This is a genomic window from Pseudomonas azerbaijanorientalis, from assembly GCF_019139795.1.
In the GTDB taxonomy this organism is placed as follows: Bacteria; Pseudomonadota; Gammaproteobacteria; order Pseudomonadales; family Pseudomonadaceae; genus Aquipseudomonas; species Aquipseudomonas laurylsulfatiphila.
In genome coordinates, this window is record NZ_CP077078.1 from 5,595,346 (window position 1) to 5,615,974 (window position 20,629).

Annotated in this window: 21 protein-coding genes; 10 read left to right on the plus strand and 11 right to left on the minus strand. The window is 60.5% G+C overall.

The annotated features are described in order from the left end of the window. Positions 1 to 2: 2 nt before the first annotated feature. Both KSS91_RS25075 and KSS91_RS25080 read right to left on the minus strand, forming a co-directional pair. Complete coding sequence (locus tag KSS91_RS25075) at positions 3 to 554, minus strand: DJ-1 family glyoxalase III (protein ID WP_007975779.1); 552 nt, start codon at positions 552 to 554, stop codon at positions 3 to 5. A gap of 68 nt (positions 555 to 622) precedes the next feature. Then, positions 623 to 1,069 (minus strand): DUF4879 domain-containing protein, encoded by a 447-nt coding sequence (locus KSS91_RS25080; RefSeq protein ID WP_095965673.1) that lies wholly within the window; start codon positions 1,067 to 1,069, stop codon positions 623 to 625. Between the two features lie 223 nt (positions 1,070 to 1,292). Here KSS91_RS25080 and KSS91_RS25085 point away from each other — a divergent pair, with 223 nt between their 5' ends. Both KSS91_RS25085 and trmA read left to right on the plus strand, forming a co-directional pair. Then, positions 1,293 to 2,588, plus strand: coding sequence for an NCS2 family permease (locus tag KSS91_RS25085; RefSeq protein ID WP_007975781.1), 1,296 nt, complete (start codon positions 1,293 to 1,295; stop codon positions 2,586 to 2,588). Then, positions 2,585 to 3,664, plus strand: a complete 1,080-nt coding sequence (gene trmA / locus KSS91_RS25090; protein ID WP_015096922.1) for a tRNA (uridine(54)-C5)-methyltransferase TrmA — start codon at positions 2,585 to 2,587, stop codon at positions 3,662 to 3,664. Before KSS91_RS25085 ends, trmA begins: the two co-directional genes overlap by 4 nt. 53 nt (positions 3,665 to 3,717) lie before the next feature. On the opposite strand, the gene KSS91_RS25095 is transcribed toward trmA, so the two are convergent. Both KSS91_RS25095 and KSS91_RS25100 read right to left on the minus strand, forming a co-directional pair. Further along, on the minus strand, positions 3,718 to 4,176 hold the full coding sequence (locus tag KSS91_RS25095) for a DUF2442 domain-containing protein (RefSeq protein ID WP_217836423.1): 459 nt from the start codon (positions 4,174 to 4,176) through the stop codon (positions 3,718 to 3,720). Then, positions 4,173 to 4,601 (minus strand): DUF4160 domain-containing protein, encoded by a 429-nt coding sequence (locus tag KSS91_RS25100; protein ID WP_217836424.1) that lies wholly within the window; start codon positions 4,599 to 4,601, stop codon positions 4,173 to 4,175. Before KSS91_RS25100 ends, KSS91_RS25095 begins: the two co-directional genes overlap by 4 nt. A 226-nt stretch (positions 4,602 to 4,827) precedes the next feature. On the opposite strand from KSS91_RS25100, the gene KSS91_RS25105 reads away from it, so the two are divergent. The 3 genes from KSS91_RS25105 to KSS91_RS25115 all read left to right on the plus strand — a co-directional run bounded on the left by KSS91_RS25105 (position 4,828) and on the right by KSS91_RS25115 (position 7,180). Further along, entirely contained in the window at positions 4,828 to 5,739 is a 912-nt protein-coding gene (locus tag KSS91_RS25105; RefSeq protein ID WP_015096925.1) for a LysR family transcriptional regulator, read from the plus strand. 140 nt (positions 5,740 to 5,879) lie between these two features. Next, entirely contained in the window at positions 5,880 to 6,320 is a 441-nt protein-coding gene (gene aroQ / locus KSS91_RS25110) for a type II 3-dehydroquinate dehydratase (protein WP_008022574.1), read from the plus strand. 5 nt (positions 6,321 to 6,325) lie between these two features. Continuing rightward, positions 6,326 to 7,180, plus strand: a complete 855-nt coding sequence (locus KSS91_RS25115) for a shikimate dehydrogenase (RefSeq protein ID WP_217836425.1) — start codon at positions 6,326 to 6,328, stop codon at positions 7,178 to 7,180. Between the two features lie 79 nt (positions 7,181 to 7,259). Here KSS91_RS25115 and KSS91_RS25120 read toward each other — a convergent pair whose 3' ends face one another. After that, positions 7,260 to 7,937, minus strand: coding sequence for a TetR/AcrR family transcriptional regulator (locus KSS91_RS25120; RefSeq protein WP_217836426.1), 678 nt, complete (start codon positions 7,935 to 7,937; stop codon positions 7,260 to 7,262). Between the two features lie 102 nt (positions 7,938 to 8,039). Then, positions 8,040 to 9,941 carry a 3-dehydroshikimate dehydratase QuiC gene (quiC, locus tag KSS91_RS25125; RefSeq protein WP_217836427.1) on the minus strand — a complete coding sequence of 634 codons (1,902 nt, stop codon included), beginning with the start codon at positions 9,939 to 9,941 and terminating at the stop codon, positions 8,040 to 8,042. A gap of 612 nt (positions 9,942 to 10,553) precedes the next feature. On the opposite strand from quiC, the gene KSS91_RS25130 reads away from it, so the two are divergent. Continuing rightward, positions 10,554 to 11,891, plus strand: a complete 1,338-nt coding sequence (locus KSS91_RS25130) for an MFS transporter (RefSeq protein WP_217836428.1) — start codon at positions 10,554 to 10,556, stop codon at positions 11,889 to 11,891. Positions 11,892 to 11,954: 63 nt separating this feature from the next. Here the strand turns inward: KSS91_RS25130 and KSS91_RS25135 are convergent, their stop codons facing one another. Further along, a complete protein-coding gene (locus KSS91_RS25135; protein ID WP_217836429.1) occupies positions 11,955 to 12,839 on the minus strand; it encodes a DMT family transporter in 885 nt (294 codons plus the stop codon). Positions 12,840 to 12,964: 125 nt separating this feature from the next. After that, positions 12,965 to 13,741, minus strand: a complete 777-nt coding sequence (locus KSS91_RS25140) for an IclR family transcriptional regulator (protein ID WP_015096932.1) — start codon at positions 13,739 to 13,741, stop codon at positions 12,965 to 12,967. A gap of 166 nt (positions 13,742 to 13,907) precedes the next feature. On the opposite strand from KSS91_RS25140, the gene ypfJ reads away from it, so the two are divergent. Beyond that, positions 13,908 to 14,801 (plus strand): KPN_02809 family neutral zinc metallopeptidase, encoded by an 894-nt coding sequence (ypfJ, locus tag KSS91_RS25145; protein WP_217836430.1) that lies wholly within the window; start codon positions 13,908 to 13,910, stop codon positions 14,799 to 14,801. Beyond that, positions 14,802 to 15,761 carry an alpha/beta hydrolase gene (locus tag KSS91_RS25150; RefSeq protein WP_217836431.1) on the plus strand — a complete coding sequence of 320 codons (960 nt, stop codon included), beginning with the start codon at positions 14,802 to 14,804 and terminating at the stop codon, positions 15,759 to 15,761. Positions 15,762 to 15,886: 125 nt separating this feature from the next. Here the strand turns inward: KSS91_RS25150 and KSS91_RS25155 are convergent, their stop codons facing one another. The 3 genes from KSS91_RS25155 to KSS91_RS25165 form a co-directional block, all read right to left on the minus strand. Then, positions 15,887 to 16,480: an HAD family hydrolase gene (locus KSS91_RS25155; RefSeq protein WP_015096935.1), complete on the minus strand. Its 594-nt coding sequence runs from the start codon at positions 16,478 to 16,480 to the stop codon at positions 15,887 to 15,889. After that, entirely contained in the window at positions 16,477 to 17,346 is an 870-nt protein-coding gene (gene tesB / locus KSS91_RS25160) for an acyl-CoA thioesterase II (protein WP_104451364.1), read from the minus strand. Before tesB ends, KSS91_RS25155 begins: the two co-directional genes overlap by 4 nt. A gap of 105 nt (positions 17,347 to 17,451) precedes the next feature. Next, entirely contained in the window at positions 17,452 to 18,021 is a 570-nt protein-coding gene (locus KSS91_RS25165; RefSeq protein ID WP_217836432.1) for a GNAT family N-acetyltransferase, read from the minus strand. 79 nt (positions 18,022 to 18,100) lie between these two features. Here KSS91_RS25165 and KSS91_RS25170 point away from each other — a divergent pair, with 79 nt between their 5' ends. Further along, positions 18,101 to 19,021 carry a histone deacetylase family protein gene (locus KSS91_RS25170; protein WP_217836433.1) on the plus strand — a complete coding sequence of 307 codons (921 nt, stop codon included), beginning with the start codon at positions 18,101 to 18,103 and terminating at the stop codon, positions 19,019 to 19,021. 281 nt (positions 19,022 to 19,302) lie between these two features. After that, the gene (locus KSS91_RS25175) at positions 19,303 to 20,544 is read left to right on the plus strand and encodes a TIGR03862 family flavoprotein (RefSeq protein ID WP_217836434.1); all 1,242 of its coding nucleotides are present in this window, start codon (positions 19,303 to 19,305) and stop codon (positions 20,542 to 20,544) included. Positions 20,545 to 20,629: the final 85 nt, after the last annotated feature.

Consider the following 20,629-nt stretch of genomic DNA (forward strand, 5'->3'; position numbering starts at 1 on the left):
GGCTACACCAACAACTCCCCCGCCACCGCCGCACGCGTGGCTTTTCCACAGAGTTGTTCCACCAGCGCCAGGGCAAATGCCAATGCGCCAGCCGAGCCCTGGGCGGTGATGCAATTGCCATCGACCACTACCGGTTGATCGACGAAGTTACAGCCCAACAGTTGATGGCTGGCCGATGGCAGGCAGGTCATGCGCCGTTGACGCAAAACGCCAAAGGCTTGCAGCGCCACGGCGGGCGCTTCGGCGATGCCGGCGAACAGGCGGCCTGCTGCCGCCTGGTCCTTGATCAATTGTTGCAGGGGTTGGTGGGCTGCCAGGTGCTGCGCCCCCACGGCGCCCCCCGGCAAGGCAATCAGGTCGAAAGGCTGCGCCAGCAAGTCCACCAGCATGGCATCGGACGTCAGCCGAGTGCCGCGGGCGCAAGTGAGCATGCGCCGCCCTTCGATACTGGCCACCACCACTTCTATTTTGGCGCGACGCAGTACGTCGATCAGGGTCACGGTCTGCAGGTCATCGGTACCCTCGGCGAGGGCAATCAAGGCTCTAAAGGTCATCAGGTACTGTCCACGGAATGATCTTTTAAGCGTAGTCAGCTTTCCCGCGCCTTGTTCGAGACATGTGGCTACTGGATGTAAAGCTGCGTCGACATCGTATTGCCGGGCGCATTGATCGAGGTATTGCTGAAGGTCAATGTGCCTTCCTGCTTACCCGCCAGATCGAGTGCATACAAATAGCCGACGGTTTTTTCCCCGGGGGTGCAACTGGTCAGGTTGCCGTTCTTGAACGCGCAGACCGGTGTGCGGGTGCCATTCACTTCAAAACCGTCCAGGGCGACATGGGCCTCACGCCCGTAACCCACTTCCAGCACGTACACCGTGATGTTCGGGCCATTGTGATCGCAGCGCGTCCGGGTTTGCCCTTCGTCGATATTTTCAACGCCACAGGACGGCGACGCGACTTTGAGCACTTTCAATTGACTCAATGGCGGGGCCGATGCCGCCGTGGCCGTTTGCGCCCCGAGAAGCAACGCCATCAATACGCCGAACACGCTAACCAGACGCCTTTTCATGCAGTCCTTTCCACCCCCGAAAAACCAGCGCGCAGTATGGCGCACTTGGCTTTGTCGCAAAACATCGACGACGATCACCGCCATAAGCAGCCATATTCCCAAGCTACTGGTATGATGCGCGGCTTTTTCCGGCCCACAGTAATTTCCAGGCGCGTTCTGCTGCCTGTGCTTTGCTGTTGAGGTCGATACATTCACGGCGCCCGGCGCGCCACGGGGAGCAGACATGCTGGAAAGGCTGTTTCAACTCAAGGCACACAACACCAACGTGCGGACCGAGATTCTGGCGGGCGTCACGACCTTTTTGGCCATGGCCTACATTCTGTTCGTCAACCCGAGCATCCTCGGCGAGACCGGCATGGACAAGGGCGCGGTGTTTGTCGCCACCTGTCTGGCAGCTGCCATCGGCTCGACGACCATGGGCCTGATCGCCAACTACCCGATCGCCCTCGCGCCGGGCATGGGCCTGAACGCCTTCTTTACCTACACCGTGGTCCTGCACATGGGCCATACCTGGCAAGTGGCGCTCGGCGCGGTATTCATCTCGGCAGTGTGTTTCTTCCTGCTGTCGATCTTCCGCATCCGTGAATGGATCATCAACAGCATCCCGTTGCCACTGCGTTCGGCCATTGCTGCGGGTATCGGCCTGTTCCTGGCGCTGATCGCCCTGCACAACGCCGGCATCGTGGTCAGCAACCAGGCGACCATGGTCGGCCTCGGCGACCTGAAACAACCGGCTCCGATCCTCGCCACCCTCGGTTTTGCCCTGATCGTCGCACTTGAGGCCCTTGCCGTACGCGGTGCGGTGCTGATCGGCATTCTGGTGGTGACCATCGTTTCGATCGTGATGGGCTTCACCCCGTTCGGCGGCGTGATGTCGATGCCGCCGTCGCTGGCCCCGACCTTCCTGCAACTGGACATCAAGGGCGCACTGGACATCGGTCTGGTCAGCGTGATCTTCGCCTTCCTGTTCGTCGACCTGTTCGACAACTCCGGCACCCTGATCGGCGTTGCCAAGCGTGCCGGCCTGATGGGCAAGGACGGTCACATGCCGAAAATGGGCCGCGCGCTCATCGCCGACAGCACCGCAGCCATGGCCGGTTCCCTGCTGGGCACCTCGACCACCACCAGCTACATCGAATCCGCCGCTGGCGTGAGTGCCGGTGGCCGCACCGGCCTGACCGCCGTCGTCGTCGCGATCCTGTTCCTGCTGGCGCTGTTCTTCTCGCCACTGGCCGCCAGTGTTCCAGCCTTCGCCACTGCACCGGCCCTGCTGTTCGTCGCCGTGCTGATGACATCCGGCCTGGCCGAAATAGACTGGGACGACATTACCGTCGCCGCGCCTGTGGTGATCACCGCGCTGGCAATGCCGTTCACTTACTCCATCGCCAATGGCATCGCCTTCGGTTTCATTTCCTGGACCGCCATCAAGCTGATGTCCGGTCGTGGCCGTGAGCTGAACCCGGCGCTGGTGATCCTGTCGATTCTGTTCGTGATCAAGCTGGGTTGGTTCAACGCATGACTTTTGATTCCCAGGCCTATGCCGTTCAACTCGAAGAAAAGGTCACGCGCTTGCGTGACCTGCTGGCCCCGTTCGATGCACCCGAGCCGGCCGTTTTCGATTCGCCGCTGAAAAACTTCCGCCTGCGCGCCGAGTTCCGCCTGTGGCGTGAGGCCGGCGAGCGGCATTACGCGATGTTTTCCCAGGAAGACAAACGTACGCCCATCCTGATCGAAGAGTTCCCGATTGCCAGCCTGCGCATCAACCAGTTGATGCCGCAGCTCAAGGCCGCGTGGCAAGCCAGTGCGGCCCTGAGCCACAAGCTGTTCCAGGTGGAATTCCTGACCACGCTGGCCGGCGACGCAATGATCACCCTGTGCTATCACCGTCCGCTGGACGAGCACTGGCATGCGGCGGCTTCAAAACTGGCGACGGACCTGAACGTCAGCATCATCGGTCGCTCCAAGGGCAAGCGCGAAGTCATCGGTCACGATTACGTGGTCGAGCAACTGGACGTCGGCGGCCGCACCTTCAGCTACCGCCAGCCGGAAGGCGCGTTCACCCAGCCCAACGGTACGGTGAACCAGAAGATGCTCAACTGGGCGTACGATGCGCTCGGGGATCGCGCAGATGATTTGCTGGAACTGTATTGCGGCAACGGCAACTTCACCCTGCCCCTCGCCACCCGCGTACGCAAAGTGCTCGCCACCGAAATCAGCAAGACCTCGGTCAACGCGGCGCTGAGCAATCTCAGCGAAAACGCTGTGGATAACGTCACCCTGGTGCGCTTGTCCGCCGAAGAGCTGACCGAAGCCCTGAACGAAGTGCGTCCGTTCCGCCGCCTGCACGGCATCGACCTCAAGAGCTACGAGTTCGGCAGCGTGTTCGTTGACCCGCCCCGCGCCGGCATGGACCCGGACACCTGCGAGCTGACCCGGCGCTTCGACAACATCCTGTACATCTCCTGCAATCCGGAGACTCTGGCAGCCAACATCGCCCAACTGCACGACACCCACCGCATCAGCCGGTGTGCGATGTTCGACCAGTTCCCGTGGACCCATCACATGGAATCCGGAGTGATGCTGACCCGGCGTTGATGGCATCTGCCAGGCACAAAAAAGCCGTCTTCACGACGGCTTTTTGTGGGCACTTACACGACAACATCGACCTTGCGCGGGCGCCCGCCTTTCCTGCCGTTGGCCCGCGCGGCTTCAGACTTTGCGGCGCTGCTCTGGCGACCATTGCGTGAAGCGACGACCGAGGCCGCCATGGCCATCAGCGGCTTGCTCGCAGAAATCATCCCGGCGATAGACACATGCAGGTCCTTGCCTTCATGGCACAGTGCAGTCCCCGCATAGCCGACAGTCAGACTGGCGTAGTCCTTCGGCTCAAAATCATCGAACTCCGGATAATTGGCCACAGGCAACAGTACGCCGCTGCCGTCTTCGAAGCTGACGGCCAGACAAGGGGCCAGACAGGGAGCCAGGTAGGTAACCGCTGTCGCTTGCAGGCTATTTTTTCTACGTAGTTCGCCCCGTTCAATGGCTTTGTCCAGACTACTTTCCGTTACGGGATTATCGGCCAGAACCTTGGCTTTTATCGTTTTCATAACTCGATCTCCACACTTTCCTGTGCACCGATCAGGGACAGCAATGTCTTGTTCAATTCAGGTACGTAGCAAGCCGATCCAATCATATTGGTCGTGCTGGCCACCCTTTTCACAACAACGACTTCGTTGCTTTGCCAGTCCCATAGTTGATTATCAAGACAGGCCGTTTGTAGTTTTCGCCACCAGATGCCGCGGGCGCGTCGCAAATGGGCAGGTTGCTTGAGCGATTGGCGCAAACCCTCAAGCACCGCCAATGGCGGCCGACGCGAAAGCGGAACGACATCCCAGAGCTCGACACCTTTAAGCCAAAAGCTGAACCTGAATCTCGCACTCCACGTACCCGCTTCAACATGCGCATGAGGCGGACAATGCTCGTCTCGCAACATGATCACTACCGACTGCCCTTTGAAACTGCATACCTTCATGCTAACCCATCCGTTAGGTTTTTGAATCCGAGGATCCGACATTCCCTGGAAAATCCGACCGCTGGCATTGGCAGCCGAATCATTTCCTCCGTCTTCAGGCTAGCGTTCTGGTGCTTCCCGGGTCTGCCGAACACCGCGCGAATTGGTAAGAAATCCTTTCTTTACAGAGCTGGCAGCTGATAATTACTGATCCAGCTTTTTCATTTGATCCCCGGTGTCATCAATCATGCAGCGACAATTCGACGATCTTCAGTTGGGCAGCATTGAGCTGTTTTGCCTGGCCGCCGAGGCTGGCAGTTTTACTGCCGCGGCGCTGGTGGCAGGTGTCACGCCCGCTGCCGTGAGCCGATCGGTGTCGCGCATGGAAGAACGCCTGGGCGTGCGGCTGTTCGCGCGCACCACGCGTAGCGTGAAGCTCACTGACAGTGGTCGCCGTTATTACGAAGAATGTCGCCAGGCCCTTGCGCAACTGGTCGAGGCCCAGCGCGAGGTCATGGGCCAGCAGCAAGTGCCGTCCGGTACTTTGCGCATCAGTATTCCGACCACCTACGCGCATCATCGAATCCTGCCGCTGCTGCCCGAATTTCGGGCGCGCTATCCCGCGGTGAAAGTCGAGTCGCATATCAGCAATCGCAACATCGATTTCGTCGGCGAAGGCTACGACATGGCGATTCGCGTGCGAGCCATCCCGGATTCCGGCCTGATTGCCCGACAGTTGGAAGATGCCGCCCTGGTGCTGATCGCCAGCCCTGATTACCTGAAACAGGCCGGCATGCCGCAAACCCTCGACGACCTCGAACACCACGAATGCATTCAATACGAGTTACCCAGCAGCGGCCGGCGCATTGCCTGGTTGTTCAACGATGAAGGCGTGCCCCGGGAGATTCTGGCCGAGGGCAACCTCAGTTGTTCCGATGATGTATTGGGCGGGGTGACGCTGGCCAAACACGGGGCAGGATTGTTTCAGACCTATCGTTTTATCGTGGAAAAGGAACTGGCCGACGGCTCACTGGTGGAAGTGCTCAAGCCCTATGGCGGGCGCTCGCGACCATTCACCCTGCTGTACCCGCAAAGTCGGCATGTACCGCTGCGCTTGAGGGCGTTCATTGATTTTCTGGTGGAACATTTGCCGCGCTGAACACAGAAAGTGTCCGAACATCGCCCACAAACCGCCAGCATGCTGCCTCTTCAATTGACCAAATTAACTAGTTAGTACAATTTATCTCCACAGGCCGAGAACCTTGGCCGATTCCAACAATAATAAGTGGAGAGATTCCGATGTCCCCTATCGTTCTGGTGCTCAACGGCCCGAACCTGAACCTGCTCGGCACCCGCGAACCGGCGACTTACGGCCACGAAACCCTGGCAGACATTTCGGCCCTGTGCGGACGCGCCGCCGAAGAGTTCGGCCTGGCGGTGGAGTTTCGCCAGACCAACCATGAGGGCGAATTGCTCGACTGGATTCACGCGGCCCGCGGTCGCTGCGCCGGGATCGTCATCAATCCCGCCGCGTGGACTCACACCTCGGTCGCCATCCGCGACGCCCTGGTCGCCAGCGAGCTGCCAGTCATCGAAGTCCACCTGTCCAACGTGCACGCCCGCGAGCCCTTCCGCCACCACTCGTTCGTATCCGCTATTGCAACGGCGGTGATGGCCGGCTTCGGCAGTCACGGCTATCGCCTAGCGCTGGAACACTTCAGTCATCGTTTGAAGGGGTGATCGCCGTGACTCAGAACAACGTGGTACTGGCCGGGCTGATCGGCGCCGGCATCCAGGCTTCCCGCACACCGGCCTTGCACGAGCATGAAGGCGATGCCCAAGGGCTGCGCTACCTCTATCGTCTGATTGATCTTGATCAGTTGAAACTCGACAGCAACGCCCTGCCCGACCTGTTGATGGCCGCCGAGCGCATGAACTTCACCGGTTTGAACATCACCTTTCCGTGCAAACAGGCAATCATCCCGCTGCTGGACGAACTATCGCCGGAGGCCCGCGGTATCGGTGCGGTCAACACGGTGGTGCTCAAGGATGGCAAACGCATCGGCCACAACACCGATTGCCTGGGCTTTGCCGAGGGCTTTCGACGGGGTCTGAAAGGCGTTGCCGTTGAACGTGTCGTACAGATGGGCGCCGGTGGCGCAGGGGCGGCGGTGGCCCACGCCCTGCTGAGCGAAGGCGTCCGGCAACTGAGCATTTTTGACGTGGACATCCGCCGCGCCCAGGATCTGGCCGACAACCTCAATCAGCATTTCGGTGTCGGTCTGGCAATGGCCGGGTATGACCTGCCGAGCGCCCTGGCCCAGGCTGACGGCCTGGTCAACACCACGCCGATGGGCATGAAAAAACTGCCGGGCATGCCGGTGCCGGTCGAGTTGCTTCGAGCCGAGTTGTGGGTGGCGGAGATCGTCTACTTCCCGCTGGAAACCGAACTGCTGCGCAACGCCCGCGCCCTCGGTTGCCGGACGCTGGACGGCGGCAACATGGCCGTGTTTCAGGCGGTGAAGGCATTCGAGTTGTTCAGCGGCGTGGTGCCGGATGCCCAGAGAATGCTTGAACATTTCCAGGGCATGAATGACTGAAGATCAAAAGATCGCAGCCTTCGGCAGCGCCTACAGATCAATGAGATTGACGTAGGAGCTGCCGAAGGCTGCGATCTGTTCAAGCCTGCAAATAGCGCAGCACCGACTCGCAAATCATCTCCCGATGACGCTGCTTGATGCGCTCATCCGGCAAGTCGATCTGGAAAATCTCACCCACGGTATGGCGGTTCGAGACGCGATAAAAGCAGAACGAACTGATCAGCAGATGCACATCCAGCGGCACCAGGCCGGCGCGGAATACACCCTCTTCAACGCCCCGACGCAGGATCACATCGAGGGAATCGAGAACGGTATTGTTCATCGCCCTGATCGCATCGGAGCGCTTCACGTACTCGGCGTTGTGAATGTTTTCGATGCTGACGATGCGCACGAAATCGACGTTGCGATCGTGGTGATCGAATGTGAATTCAACCAGCCGCCGAATCGCTTCCACCGGTGCCAGTTCGGTCAGGTGCAAACGGCTTTCAGTGTTGCGGATATCGCCGTAAAGTTTTTCCAGGACCTCGACGTAGAGCTGCTCCTTGCTGCCGAAGTAGTAATAGATCATGCGCTTGGAGGTGTGGATGCGCTCGGCGATGGCATCGACGCGGGCCCCGGAAAGCCCCTGCTGGACGAATTCGACAATTGCCTCCTGCAGGATGTTTTCGCGGGTCTTTTCCGGGTTGTTCTTGCGACTCTTGCGCGGCTCGGTACCGGGTTCTACGGAGGCTGCGGGGAGTTCTGAAGTCATTGTCATTGCGGGCTCACGGCCATCACTGCACAGGCTGGCGATTATGGGCTGCGCGGCACGGTGAAGGAAGCCGCGCGGCCCACGTTTAATCCCGCGTTTACGAATTTCCTACAACTTGGCCTGACGGATGGCTCCGCTTCGGGATTTGGCCATGGCCGCCAGCCGCACCGCCACGTTGGCCGCGCCGTAGCCGGCGTATCCGTTTTTACGCTGGATGATTTCAAAGAAAAACCGCCCCTCGAACGGCTCGGTATACACGTGAAACAGCTCCCCACCCTGGGCGTCGCGGTCGTACAACACGTTGTAGTAGGCCAGTTCGCTGAGGAAATCGTCGTCGAAGTCAAACCGCGCCGCCAGGTCATCGTAGTAGTTGAGCGGGATATCCAGCAGCGGCACGCCCGCCTCTTTTGCACGGCTGACCTGGGCAAAGATGTCATCACAATCAAAGGCTATGTGATGCACTCCGGAGCCGCGATAACTCGACAGCGCGTGTGAGATCGCGGTGTTGCGGTTCTCGGAAATGTTCAGCGGCAAGCGGATCGAACTGTCGCGACTGCGCAAGGCACGACTCTTCACCAGGCCATAAGGATCCGGCAGCACCACTTCATCGTCCGCCTCGAAATCCAGCAGGCTCTTATAGAACAGCACCCAACTGTCGAGGCTGTCGGCCGGCAGCGCCATGGCCATGTGGTCAATGCGCTTGAGGCCGCCGCTGACCGGCGCTTGCGGGTACAGATTGAAGTCCGTGCCATAAACATCGGCGTGTTGATCCACCAGATAGATCAGGCTGCCGTCAGGCGCACGCACCGCCGCCAGCTCCAGTTCGTTGGGGCCGACCAGCCCGCGATAGGGCTGGCCCTTGTAGGCTACGGCGCGGGCCAGTGCGCTGGCGCTGTCCTTGACCCGCACGGCCGTAGCGCACAGCGAAGGGCCGTGGGCTTCGAAAAAGCTGTGGCCGAATGAGTAAGGCTCCGAGTTCAGGATCAGGTTGATATCGCCCTGACGCAGCAGGCTGACACTCTTGGAGCGATGCTGCCCGGCCTTGACGAAACCCAGTCGCTCCAGCCAATGGGAGAGCTTGGCGCCGAGGCTTTCATCCACGGCGAATTCGAGAAATTCGATGCCGTTGTACTCGCTGGCCTTGGGTGTTTCGAACAGAATCCCGGGGTTGGCCGCAGGCCTGGTTTGCTGCGCCAGACGCTCGCGGGTTTTCTCTTCCAGGTACAACAACGAGCGCAAGCCGTCGGCGGCATTGGCCCGTGGCGGCGCGGCGCGGAAGCCGTCGTTGAAGATCTCCAGCGACAATGGCCCGGTGTAGCCGCTCTGGATGATCGGCGCGAGGAACCCTGGCAAGTCGAACTCACCCTGGCCCGGGAAGCAGCGAAAATGCCGGCTCCACTCCAGCACGTCCATGGCCAGGATCGGTGCGTCGGCCATTTGCACGAAGAAGATCTTGTCGCCGGGAATCTCGGCGATGGCACTTGGATCGCCCTTGAGCGACAGGGTGTGAAAGCTGTCCAGCAACACGCCAAGGCTTGGATGATCGGCCTGACGCACGATGTTCCACACCTGTTGATATGTGTTCACATGCCGGCCCCAGGCCAGCGCTTCGTAACCGATGCGTAGACCACGGGCCCCGGCACGCTCAGCCAGCAGTCGCAGATCGTCGACCAGAATCTGTTCATCACCGATGGAGTCGGCCGACGCGTTGCTGCACACCAGCACCAGGTCGGTGCCCAGTTCCTGCATCAGGTCGAATTTGCGCTCGGCGCGCTCCAGATTGCGCGACAGCCGATCACGCCGGCAGCCTTCAAAATCACGAAAAGGTTGAAACAGGGTGATGGCGATCCCGAGATCGGCGCACATCTGTTTAATTTCCCGTGGGCTGCCGTCGTAGTAGAGAAGGTCGTTCTCGAAAATCTCCACACCGTCGAAACCGGCGGCGGCAATGGCTTCGAGTTTTTCCGGCAGGGTACCGCTCAAGGATACGGTGGCAATGGAACGCTGCATATTTCGACTCCCGGTAATGGGGACCATTTTGTTAGGGGGCATCGCACGCCCGAATCCTTGTAGGAGCTGCCGAAGGCTCGGGCCGCGTTCGGACGATCTTTTGATTTCGCTTTTCAAGATCAAAAGATCGCAGCCTTCGGCAGCTCCTACAGGGGTAGTGTTTGTCCTGGGTAAATTATTGGCTTGACGATCCCGCACAGCAATTCAAAGTGTACTATCCGGTTAGTTTTGTGTTCGATTATCGAACACAATGGTGGTTGGCGAATTGACGATTTTTTGTCCACTGCGCAACATCAACACCACATTGGGTCCGGTCATGAATCACCGGTTCCCGGTTAACAAGACCCAGAACACCACATAAAAATTTCAAAAAACGGGTATACGCTCATGCGCTCCTTCAACGCCTTGCTCGATCACTCAATCGTCATTACGCCTTGCCTGGCGTCCATCCGCCCCCCGCGCACCGCTGGCACTCGCGTGCCGCTCGCTGAATAACTCGTCAGCCCGACGAACGCAGCCGATCAGTCCAACCGCGCCCGTCGCCATCGATTGATCACGCGCCCTTGAAGTCCCGACGAGCTTCGCTTGTCAGTCATTGAACGGATGGCACACATGAATCCTGCACCTAGCTCACGCATGGCTCCGGCCATGAGCGCTGCCTCTGGCGGCATCGGCGATAAAATCCGCGGCGCCATGGCGGTCGGCAAAACCCGTTGGGGCATGCTGGCGCTGGTGTTTTTCGCCACTACCCTGAACTACATCGACCGCGCCGCCCTGGGCGTAATGCAGCCTATCCTGGCCAAGGAGATGAGCTGGACGGCGATGGACTACGCCAACATCAACTTCTGGTTCCAGGTCGGTTACGCCATCGGCTTCGTGCTGCAAGGCCGCTTGATCGACCGAGTCGGCGTCAAGCGCGTGTTCTTCTGCGCGGTGTTGCTCTGGAGCCTGGCAACCGGCGCCCATGGCCTGGCCACTTCAGCGGCCGGCTTCATGGTCTGCCGTTTCATCCTTGGCCTGACCGAAGCCGCCAACTATCCGGCCTGCGTGAAAACCACCCGCCTGTGGTTCCCGGCCGGCGAGCGCGCCGTGGCCACCGGGATATTCAATGCCGGGACCAACGTCGGTGCGATGGTCACCCCGATGCTGCTGCCGCTGATCCTCCACGCATGGGGCTGGCAGGCCGCGTTCCTGTGCATGTCGGCACTGGGCGGGATCTGGTTGCTGTTCTGGGGCCTGAAGTACTTCAACCCGGAAGAGCATCCGAGCGTCAAACAATCGGAACTGGACTACATCCAGAAGGAAGTCGAGCCGGAACAATCCCGCGTGCCGTTCTCGAAGATCCTGCGCATGCGCGGCACCTGGGCCTTCGCCCTCGCCTACTCGATGACCGCGCCGGTGTTCTGGTTCTACCTGTACTGGCTGCCGCCGTTCCTCAATCAGCAATACAACCTGGGCATCAACGTGACCCAGATGGGCATTCCGCTGATCATCATCTACCTCACGGCCGACTTCGGCAGCGTCGGCGGCGGCATCCTCTCCTCGTTCCTGATCGGTCGCGGCGTCAACCCGATCAAGGCGCGACTGATGTCCATGTTCCTGTTCGCCTGCTGCATCATCGGCGTCATCATGGCTGCCGGCTCCAGCAATCTGTGGGTCGCCGTAGCCGCCATCTCCCTGGCCATCGGCGCGCACCAGGCCTGGACAGCTAACATCTGGAGCCTGGTGATGGACTACACGCCCAAGCACATGATGAGTACGGTATTCGGCTTCGGCGGCATGTGTGCGGCGATTGGCGGGATGTTCATGACTCAGTTGGTCGGCCATATCCTGACCATCACCAACAACAATTACACCGTGCTGTTCACCATGATTCCGGCGATGTACTTCATTGCGCTGATCTGGATGTACTTCATGGCACCGCGCAAGATTCCGACAGTAGAAGTCTGATGCTCCCTCGGCGCAGGCCCGATCTCGGGTCTGCGCTTTTTCTTGCCTGCGTTTTGCCGCAGCTTAGCGACGGCTTTGCTGCCAGGCCGCTGCCAGCCCGCTGCAACAGATCACGGCAATGCCAAGCACGGTGGTCAGTGTCGGCGTGTGGGAAAACAGCAGCCAGCCCAGCAGGCCGGCGAAGATGATCTGGCAATAGCTGAACGGCGCCAGCAGTGCCGGTGCCGCGAGACGAAAAGCCTGGGTCAGGAACAGGTGCGCCGTCATCCCGCAGGCCCCCAGCGCCAGCATCATCGCGCCATGCACCAGGTTCGGCGTCTGCCAGAAGAACGGCACCAGCGCACTCATCACCAGTGTGTTACACAGGCCTGCGAAGAAGTTGCTGGTGGTCGGGCTGTCGATCTCGCTGAGCTTGCGCGTCAGCAGTTGATAGAAGCAGAAAAACAGCGCCGAGCAGAACGGTAGCAACACCGCCGGGGTAAACAGATCCCCCCCTGGGTGAACGATGATCAGCACCCCGATAAAACCGCAGATCACCGCCAGCCATTGCCCCCGCGTCACCCGCTCGCCAAGCAGCGGCACCGACAACGCGGTGACCAGCACCGGCGCCAGGAAGTTGACCGACGTGGCCTCCGCCAGCGGGATGTACATCAGCCCCGTGGTGAAAAACAGACTGGTGCCCAGCAGGCACAATGCCCGGATCAATTGCAATAATGGCCGCTTGGTACGCAGCACCCGGAGTCCGGACTGCGGCAGGAAAATCCCGGCCATCAGCAAGGTGTGAACCACGTAACGCGCCCAGACCACCATGACAATGGGATAGAAACCGGAGAGGTATTTGGAAAAGGCGTCGTGGCTGGAAAACAGGAAAGTCGCGACAACGATCAGCAAGATCCCTTTGAAGGGCTGATTGACGCCGGAAAGCGGGGTACTGCCGGGCGACGTCAAGACAAAGTCCTTTTATGGGTTGAGGCGAGACATAAATAATTTAGAACCTGGTTCCATTTTATGAAATCTACGACTCAAGAAAGTGGGCGAATACCGCACACTGTTTATTCAAGCAGACTTCAGGTTCAACTGAACAACTCTGATGCCTGGCTCGCCAGTGAAAGCTCATCGGCGTATTTCAACAAGGTTGGCGCCAATTCATGCAATCGCGCGCCGGGCATTCGCGCACTTGGCCCGGCAATACTGAGCACGCCGATGACCCGGCCATCCAGTGGATGACGTACCACGGCGGCAATCGCCGAGGTGCCCACCGCTGAACTTTCCTCGACCCAGGCATAACCCTGCTCCCGCGCCAGACGCAAGCGCTCCAGCAGTTCAATATTCGAACGCGGTGCATTAGGCCCGACGTCTTGAGGCAGCTCGGTCCCTTGCCGCTCAACCAGCAACAGCGCCTCGGCATCGCTCATGCACGCCAGCCACGCGTGCCCGGAGGCCGTGTAGAACAAAGGCGCATCGCGCCCCATGTCCGGGTCGTAGCGCAGACCGGAACGGGCACCCTGGGACTTGGCGATCCACACCTGGCGCTCCCCCTGGATCACCCCCAGACGCACCAGCTCACCGGTTTCCCCGGCCAGACGATCGAGCACTGGCTGGATGATATCCGCGCCGCTGCCGGACAAGTATCGAAAGCCCATGGCCACCAGCTTGGTCGACAGGTGATAGCGCAGGTTGTCCGGATTCTGCCGCACGTACCCCAGGCGAATCAGTTCAGCGAGCAAACGATGAGTCGCGCTTTTAGGGATTTCCAGTTGCTCGGCCAACGTCTGCATCGGCAAACCCTGCGGTTCACCGGTCAGGCTTTCCAGCACGCTGAAGACACGTTCGATCTGACTGCCAGCCATGGTATGTCCCAAACAAAATTTGGCTGATTCTAGAAGAGAAGCCCCACGAAGCAAAATATGGAACCAGTCACACAACCGGCAGTCTGACGACCGGACTGGCGCGGCTCCCACTTGGCAGCAACACTCATCGCACGGCTCGTGACCCGGAACAGAAGAGGATTCACACATGCTATGGAAAAAAGGCCGACGCAGCGACAACGTTGTCGATGCCCGTGGTGGTGATGTCGGCAGTGGCGGCGGTGGGATGCGCTTCGGCGGTGGCAAGGGCCTGAGCCTGACGGCGATCCTGCTGATCGTCGGCATCGGCTGGATCACCGGCCAGGATCCGCTGCAAATCCTCGGACAACTGACCGGGCAAATGGACCAGCAATCAGCGCCCGCCACCAACCAGAGCCGCAAGGCACCACCGGCCAATGACGAAGGCGCGGAGTTCGTGCGCTCGATCCTCGGCGACACCGAAGACACCTGGGGCACGATATTCCAGCAGGCCGGCCGTCAATACAAAGACCCGACCCTGGTGCTGTTCAGCAACCGCGTGAACTCGGCCTGCGGTCTGGCTACCTCGGCCACCGGGCCGTTCTATTGCCCGGCGGACCAGAAGGTCTACCTGGACATGGCGTTCTTCCAGGAAATGTCCCAACGCTTTTCCGCCGCGGGCGACTTCGCCCAGGCCTACGTAATCGCTCACGAAGTCGGACACCATGTGCAGACCCTGCTTGGAGTGTCTGCAAAAATTCAGGCAGCCCGCCAACAAGGCCGGCAGATGGAAGGCGACGGCGGTTTGCTGGTTCGTCAGGAACTGCAGGCCGATTGCCTGGCCGGTGTCTGGGCCAACAATGCGCAGAAGCGCCTGAACTGGCTGGAACCGGGCGACATCGAAGAAGCACTGAACGCAGCGAACGCCATCGGTGACGATCGTTTGCAGCAACAGGGTCAGGGCCGCGTGGTCCCGGATTCGTTCACCCACGGTACGTCAGCGCAACGGGTGCGCTGGTTCAAAACCGGTTTCGCCCAAGGCCAGGTAAGCCAGTGCGATACCTTTGCGACGAAAAATCTGTAAATGAAGAAGTGGTTGTTGGTTGTTCTGTTTACTTGCGCAACGTCCCAGGCCGCCGAGCATGAGGTCAAGGAACTCAGTCCCGGGCGCCTGCTGTTGAAATCAGGTGAAATCGCGGTGGGCATCAGCCCCGCCCCGGCAAAAATCGAACGGGTGCTGATCATCCTCCACGGTCGCTTGCGCAACGCGCAAACTTATCTGCAGAGCGGTGAGCACGCGGCCGAACTGGCCGGGCAAAGCGCAACGACCCTGGTGATCGCCCCGCAATTCCTCAATGAAACCGATGTTGCGGTTCATCCGGTGGCCGACACCGTTTTGCGCTGGCAAGGCAATGAATGGATGGCCGGCGGCGAATCCACGGCGCCGTTTCGGCTGAGTTCCTACGCCGCGCTCGACGAAATCATTGCCCGCCTGGGAGATCGCCAGCAGTTTCCGGATGTGAAGCAAATTGTCATCGCCGGGCACTCCGGGGGCGCGCAGGTGGTTCAGCGCTATGCGTTGCTCGGTCATGATCAGCCAGCCCTCGAGGCGGCCGGCGTACAGGTTCGATACGTGATTGCCAACCCGTCGTCCTACGCCTATTTCGATGAGCGCCGGCCCGTGGCGTTCAGTCACGCCGGTTGCCCGCAATTCAATCGCTGGAAGTATGGGCTAGCGGATTTGCCCGCCTACGCCGAAGGACAAACGCCCACACAACTGCAGGAAAAGTACCTTAAGCGTGACATCGTTTACCTACTGGGCCAGCAGGACACCGACCCGAATCATCCGGCGCTGGATAAAAGCTGTGAGGCCAGGGCGCAAGGGCCGTATCGGTTGGCGCGCGGGCGTTTTTACTTTGATTATCTGAAGCGGCTGCAACCGCAAGGGCTGAAGCAGCAACTGATTGAAGTACCCGGAGTCGGGCATAGCGGGGACGGGATGTTTACCTCGCCGGAGGGGCAGAAGGCGTTGTTTGGGGAATGACTCTTGTAGTGCCTGGGCCTGCCTCTTCGCGAGCAAGCCCGCTCCCACACTGGATCTGTGTCGTTCACAAATCCCTTGTGGGAGCGGGCTTGCTCGCGAAGGCGTCAGATCAGCCAACCATTTCCTCAAGCCGACAACATCTGCCGCAACTCGACACAATCCGCCGCATGCCAATCGGTCAATTCCGGCCAAGGATTATCCGGCAGGTTCACCAGCACCGTGCGTGCCCCCGCCGCTCGCCCGCAATCCAGATCAAAACGGTAATCACCGACCATCACCATCTCGCTTGCCGGCACCTTCCACGCTTCGGCCAGTTTCAGTAAACCGCCCGGATGCGGCTTGGGCGGTGCTTCATCACGCCCCAGCACGTCCTCGACCGCAAAGCAGTCGGCCAGACCAATGGCCTCCAGCGTGACATGCGCCAGCTCCCGGGCATTGCGCGTGAGAATGCCCAGGCGATAACCGCGCCCGGCCAGCTCGCGCACCAACTCCACTGCGCCCGGCGCCGGTTTCGAACCGAGGGCCAGGTCCCGTTCGTGCTCCAGCAACCACGCATGCTTGGCAGCGGCTTCATCGGCTGGCAGTGCGGCGAGGTGGGTCAGGATGTCGTGTTCGGCAGGAATCGCCAAGGCTACGCGAATCGCTGCGAAGTCGTGCACGGCCACGGTCAGGGTGCCGTCCATGTCGAACACCCAGTGACGCACGTCGACCAGGCTCACGCCCAATCCTTGCGGTGACGGATCAAGCCTTCCTGAGTGACCGAGGCCACCAGTTGCCCGGCGCGGTTGAACACACTGCCTCGGGAGAATCCGCGGGAGTTGCCGGCCCACGGGCTGTCCATCGCGTAGAGCAGCCAGTCATCGGCACGCAGATTCTGGTGGAACCACAGTGCGTGATCGAGGCTGGCGACTTGCATGTCCTTGTGCCAGACCGATTTGCCATGGGGCTGCATCGAGGTGACCAGCAGACCGAAGTCCGATGCATAGGCCAGCAGGTATTTATGCAGCGCCGGCGAATCGGCCAAGGCCCCGTCGGCGCGGAACCAGACGTACTTGACCGGATCGGACGGCAACGGGTTGTAGGGATCTTTTTCAGTCACCGGGCGGAATTCGATCGGCTTGGGGCACAACAGCTTTTCGCGCATTTTCTCGGGAATCAGGTGCGCGCGCTGCTGAGTCAGTTCCAGCTCCGAGGGCAGATTTTCCGGGCCAACCACAACCGGCATTTCGCTCTGGTGCTCAAAGCCTTCCTCGTCGTACTGGAACGACGCACTGCACGTGAAGATCGGGTGGCCCTTCTGGATCGCCGTCACCCGGCGCGTGCTGAAGCTGCCGCCGTCACGCACCCGGTCAACCTGATACACCACCGGCAACCCGGCATCACCCGGACGCAGGAAATAGCCGTGCATCGAATGCACATGGCGCGCCTCTTCTACCGTCTGACTCGCCGCCGACAGCGACTGGCCGAGTACCTGGCCACCGAACAGCTGACGGAAACCCAGGTCCTGGCTACGGCCGCGGAACAGGTTTTCCTCGATCGGTTCCAGGGTCAGCAAGTCGACCAGATCTTCCAACACTTGGCTCATTCAGACTCTCCTCACGCAAAACATTGCCGCGCAGTCTTGGCTGCAACGGTCGATTCAGTTTCCGGCCCGGGCCAGCATGGGGCCATTGTAAACGTCCGTGCCAGCTTATCCATGCAAGGTTTGCAGCCATTGTTCGCGGCTGATGCGATACAGAACGTGCCGACGCAACGGATGATCGGCTTCGAGTCGCGGGTGTTCGAAGTCATCCGCCGGGTCATGGTGCATGCCGATGGCCTGCATGACTTTCTCTGACGGCAGGTTGGTTTGCGTCGTGAAGGCCACCACCTCTTTCAGTGGCAAGCGGTCGAACCCGCAGCGCAGAGCGGTCCACGCCGCTTCACTGGCGTAACCGAGGCCCCAGTGCTCGCGGGCCAGGCGCCAGCCGATTTCCGTTGCAGGGGTGAATGGCGCGTCGAATCCGACCACATTGAGCCCGGTAAACCCGATGAACTGGCCAGAGTCCTTTCGCTGCAAGGCCCAGAGCCCATAACCATGCTCGGCGAAATGACCACGGATTCGCCCGATCAATGACGCGCTTTCCAGCCGACTCAAAGTGCCTGGAAAATAGCGCATCACCTGCGGATCGGCACACATCGCCGCAAAGTCCGCCAGATCTTCATCGCGCCACTGGCGCAACAGCAGCCGAGCGCTTTCAAGCTCCAGTATTGGCTCCATCGTGCCCCGCCCCTCCATTTCAATGTCGCCAGTCTACAACGCTGGTAGGATCCTTCTCTCATTCCTACATGAAATGACCATGCCACTGCCGCTGATTTATCACGAAGACTACAGTCCCGAGTTTCCGGCGGATCACCGCTTCCCCATGGACAAGTTCCGCCTGCTGCGCGATCACCTGGTGGACAGCGGCCTGACCCGCGACGCCGACCTGCTGCGCCCGGATCTGTGTCCGGCAGACATTCTCGCCCTCGCCCATGACCCTTCGTATATCGACCGCTACATGAGTGGCGATTTGTCCCGCGAAGACCAGCGCCGCCTCGGCCTGCCCTGGAGCGAAGCCCTGGCCCGGCGCACGGTGCGCGCAGTCGGCGGCTCGCTGCTGGCGGCCGAGCAGGCGCTGGAACATGGCCTGGCCTGTCACCTGGCGGGCGGCACCCATCATGCGCACTACGACTACCCGGCCGGGTTCTGCATCTTCAATGACCTGGCGGTGATCAGCCACTACCTGCTGGAGAGTGGTCGGGTGAACCGGGTGCTGATCTTCGATTGCGACGTGCATCAAGGCGACGGGACCGCACGAATCCTGCACCACACCCCGGAAGCGGTAACCGTTTCCCTGCACTGCGAAAAGAACTTTCCTGCACGCAAAGCCGAAAGTGACTGGGACATTCCGCTGCCCAACGGCATGGGCGATGCCGACTACCTGAAGGTGGTGGACGATGCGCTCAACTACCTGCTGCCGCTCTACCAACCGGATCTGGTGCTGTATGACGCCGGGGTCGATGTGCATAAGGACGACGCCCTGGGTTATCTGAAGCTGACAGACGAAGGCGTCGCCGCCCGCGATGAAAGCGTGATGCGCCATTGCCTGGGCCGCGACATCCCGCTGGTCGGGGTGATCGGCGGCGGCTACAGCAAGGACCGCCAGGCCCTGGCCCGCCGCCACGGCATCCTCCATCACAGCGCGCAGCGCGTCTGGCAGTCATCAGGTTGTCACTGAGTTGTGGATGCTTTACCCACAATGCCTGTGGAGCTGCCTGTGGATAACCTGAGTGAAAGGGCCTGCAGGTCATGCCGTCTATAGGCTACAGAGCATTGGTTGTTTTTTAACCACCAGCTGCAACCACCACAGTTCAAATGTGGGAGCGGGCTTGCTCGCGAAGGCGTCGGCACGCTCAACGCCTATGTATCTGACACTCCGCTTTCGCGAGCAAGCCCGCTCCCACAGGGATCCGGGCTGCTAGAATGCGCGGCTTATCCAGCCAGGCCGCAGCTCTCATCATGAACCAGCCCTCAACCGCCTCCCCTTCCCGCGTCGCCATCATCGGCGGCGGTCCTGCCGGTTTGATGGCAGCTGAAGTGCTGAGCCAGGCCGGGATCAAGGTCGACCTGTACGACGGCATGCCTTCGGTTGGACGAAAATTCCTCCTGGCCGGCGTCGGCGGCATGAACATCACTCACTCCGAATCCTACCCGGCATTTCTCTCGCGCTACGCCGAACGCGCCCCGCAAATCGCCCCGCTGCTGCGCGGTTTCGGCGCCGAAGCGCTGTGCCAGTGGATTCACGAGCTGGGCATCGAAACCTTCGTCGGCAGTTCCGGCCGGGTATTCCCCACCGACATGAAAGCCGCACCGCTGCTGCGCGCCTGGCTCAAGCGCCTGCGCGACAGCGGTGTAGTTATCCACACCCGCCATCGCTGGCTCGGCTGGAACGAGCATGGCGGTTTGCGCATCGACAGCCCGGAAGGCGAAAAAACCGTTCAGGCCGATGCCACCCTGCTCGCCCTCGGTGGCGGCAGTTGGTCACGGCTGGGTTCGGACGGCGCCTGGATGCAGGCACTGGAGCAGCACGGCGTAGGACTGGCACCTTTGCAACCGAGCAATTGCGGCTTCGAGGTGCAGGCCTGGAGCGAATTGATGGTCAGCAAATTCGCCGGCGCGCCGCTGAAAAATATCGCCATCGGCCTGAACGACGACATCCCCCGGCTCGGCGAATGCGTGATGACCGCCACCGGGATCGAGGGCAGTTTGATCTACGCCCTGTCGGCACCGATCCGCGAAGCGATCAACCAGCACGGTACAGCGACGATTCATCTGGACCTGCTGCCCGGCCGGCCTGTGGATAAAGTTCTGGCGGCGTTGAGCAAACCACGAGGTTCACGCTCGATGGCCAAGCACCTGCACAGTCAGTTGGGTATCGATGGGGTAAAAGCGGCGCTTTTGCGTGAACTCACCAGTGCCGAGTGCTTTGCCGATATGGCCTTGCTGGCCAAGGCGATCAAGGCATTGCCACTGACACTGGTGAAAACCCGTCCACTGGACGAGGCCATCAGCAGCGCGGGCGGTGTGTTGTTCGAGGCGATGGATGAGCGCTTGATGCTCAAGCAAATGCCTGGCGTGTTTTGCGCCGGGGAAATGCTTGACTGGGAAGCGCCGACGGGCGGTTATCTGCTGACCGCGTGTTTTGCCAGTGGGCGGGCGGCGGGGTTGGGGATGGTGGAGTGGTTGCGGCGCGAGGGCTGAGACCAAGTCGCCCCAATCGCGAGCAAGCTCGCTCCCACATTGATCTTCAGTGAACACATAATTTGTGTACGACATGGATCCTGTG